A 2,751-nucleotide genomic window follows, 5' to 3' on the forward strand; every position below is an offset into this window, starting at 1 on the left:
CCAAGCGGCGGGGCGGGGCCTTCGGCGTGCCCGGGCACCGCGGGCCGACGGAAACGGCGGTTGACGAACCGACGGACGCCCTGGTCAACTGAAGCGGTGAACGCCTCGTGCCCGCTGGTCACCCGCAGCCACATCGACTTCGGTCGCGTGTGGTCCGCGGCGTGTCGCGGCTGAGCTGACCGTTCCCCCGCCGCCGCCCGGCTGACGTCCCGCCCGGCGCCGGACCTTCCCCCCGCCCGCACGGGCTCCGCCCGCGGGCCGCCACCGCGCTCCGGCGTGCCCCCGCGCTCCCGTGCTCCCCGCACGGCCGCGCCGGCGCCCGCACGCGTCCGCACGAGGAAGTCAGGCTCACCATGCCCCGCCAGTTGCACCTGTCCGCCGCCCTCGACAGCCCCGGCCGCTTCGACGCCGGGCACTACGCCTACCTCGCCCGCCTCGCCGAGCGGGCCACCCTGGACTTCGTCACCCTCGACGACTCCTTCGCCGCCGCACCGAGCCGCCCCGACGCGCTCGCCGCCCTCGCCCGGATCGCCCCGCTGACCGACCGGGTCGGACTGGTGCCGACCGTCACCACCACCCACACCGAGCCCTTCCACACCTCGATCTCGGTCAACACCCTGGACTGGGCGAGCGAGGGCCGGGCCGGCTGGCTGGTCGGCGTCTCCACGACCGAGGCCGAGGCCCGGGCCTTCGGCCGCCGCCCGGTCGCCGCCGAGGACGAGCTGTGGGCCGAGGCCGCCGACGCCGTCGAGGTGGCCGCCCGGCTCTGGGACAGCTGGGAGGACGACGCGGAGATCCGCGACACCGCGACCGGGCGGTTCATCGACCGCGACAAACTGCACTACATCGACTTCGAGGGCCCGCACTTCTCGGTCCGCGGCCCGTCCATCACCCCGCGCCCGCCGCAGGGCCGCCCGGTGGTCGCGGTACCGGTCGCCGCCGCCGACCTCGCGCCGGACGCCTCCCCGGGCGGACGGGCCCGGACCGCCGCCGCGATCCGGCACGCCGACGTCGTGCTGCTCGACGCCCCCGACCGCGCCACCAGGCTGACCGCCGCCACCGAACTGCGGCTGCGCGCCGGGGAGGGCCTGCGCATCCTCGCCCGGCTCGACACCGCCCTGTCCGCCCTGCCCGACCGGGCCGCCGACGAGCGGCTGCTCGCCGAACTCACCGCGACCGGCACCGGCGTGGACGGCTTCCACCTCTCCCCCGCCGACCCGCCGCGCGACCTGGCGGCACTGGCCGACCGGATCGCCCCCGCCCTGCGCGCCGCGGGCCTGCTGCGCGCCGAGTACACCGGCCGCACCCTGCGCGACCACCTCGGCCTGGCCCGCCCGGCCAGCCGCTACGCCGCCCGCCCCGCCGGTGCCCCCGCCGCTTCCCCCGCCCTCGCCGAGGTGACCCGATGACGGACCGACCGCTCAAGCAGATCCACCTGGCCGCGCACTTCCCCGGCGTCAACAACACCACGGTGTGGAGCGACCCGGCCTCCGGCAGCCACATCGAGTTCTCCTCGTTCCGCCACCTCGCGCAGACCGCCGAACGCGGGAAGTTCGACTTCTTCTTCCTCGCCGAGGGCCTGCGGCTGCGCGAGACCAAGGGCCTCATCCACGACCTCGACGTGGTCGGCCGCCCCGAGTCGATCACCGTGCTGAACGCGCTCGCCGCCGTCACCGAACGGCTCGGCCTGGCCGCCACCGTCAACGCGACCTTCAACGAGCCGTACGAACTGGCCCGCCGCTTCGCCTCGCTGGACCACCTCTCCGGCGGCCGCGCGGCCTGGAACGTGGTCACCTCCTCGGACGCCTTCACCGGGGAGAACTTCCGCCGCGGCGGCTACCTGGACCGCGCCGACCGCTACACCCGCGCCGCCGAATTCGTCCAGCTGGCACGGGAGTTCTGGGACGCCGAGGACGAACCCGCCCGGCACCGCGGCCCGCAGTTCGAGGTCGAGGGCAGGCTCTCGCTGCCTCGGCCGCCGCAGGGCCACCCGGTGGTGATCCAGGCCGGGGACTCCGACGAGGGGCGCGAGTTCGCCGCCGCCACCGCCGACGTGGTCTTCTCCCGGCACTCCACCCTCGCCGACGGCCAGGCCTTCCACACCGACGTCAAGCGCCGGCTCGCCGCGTACGGGCGCAAGCCGGACGAGCTGAAGATCATGCCCGGGGTCACCTTCGTCCTCGGCGACACCGACGCCGAGGCGGCCGAACGGGCCCACGGGATCCGCCGGGCCCAGGTCGGCCCGCAGACCACGATCGCCTTCCTGGAGCAGGTCTGGGGCGTCGACCTGTCCGACCACGACCCCGACGGACCGCTGCCGACCGTCGACCCCGACCCGGACAGCGGCCTGGTCCAGGGGCGGGTCCGGCACGCCGACCCGGTGGCCCTCGCCGAACGGTGGCGGGCGGTGGCCGCGGAGAAGAAGCTGACCAGCCGCGAACTGGTGATCGAGCTGACCGGCCGGCAGTCCTTCATCGGCTCGCCCGCCACCGTCGCCGCGCAGATCGACCACTTCGTGCAGAACGACGCGGCCGACGGCTTCATCCTCGTCCCGCACCTCACCCCGGGCGGGCTGGACGAGTTCGTCGACCGGGTCGTACCGCTGCTCCAGGAGCGCGGGGTGTTCCGCACCGACTACACCGGCCCCACCCTGCGGGACCACCTCGGACTGCCGGCGCCCGGGCGGCGCTGACGATCCGTCGCCCGGCACCCGGTGGGCCACCCGGCCGGCCTCCCGCAGCCGGGTGGCCC

At 75.8% G+C, this 2,751-nt stretch carries 2 protein-coding genes; both read left to right on the top strand.

Annotated features, from left to right (window positions below):
- Positions 1–353 precede the first annotated feature (353 nt).
- Positions 354–1,409, top strand: coding sequence for an LLM class flavin-dependent oxidoreductase (locus ACFVHV_RS43600; protein ID WP_359915626.1), 1,056 nt, complete (start codon positions 354–356; stop codon positions 1,407–1,409).
- Positions 1,406–2,692, top strand: a complete 1,287-nt coding sequence (locus tag ACFVHV_RS43605) for an LLM class flavin-dependent oxidoreductase (RefSeq protein WP_380359416.1) — start codon at positions 1,406–1,408, stop codon at positions 2,690–2,692. Before ACFVHV_RS43600 ends, ACFVHV_RS43605 begins: the two co-directional genes overlap by 4 nt.
- Positions 2,693–2,751: the final 59 nt, after the last annotated feature.

Source organism: Kitasatospora sp. NPDC127116 (assembly GCF_042677365.1).
Classification (GTDB): domain Bacteria; phylum Actinomycetota; class Actinomycetes; order Streptomycetales; family Streptomycetaceae; genus Kitasatospora; species Kitasatospora lactacystinica.

Excerpts from the sequence above, each read along its gene's own strand:
- ACFVHV_RS43600 (WP_359915626.1), top strand. The coding sequence starts at position 354 with ATGCCCCGCCAGTTGCACCTGTCCGCCGCCCTCGACAGCCCCGGCCGC.
- ACFVHV_RS43605 (WP_380359416.1), top strand. The coding sequence starts at position 1,406 with ATGACGGACCGACCGCTCAAGCAGATCCACCTGGCCGCGCACTTCCCC.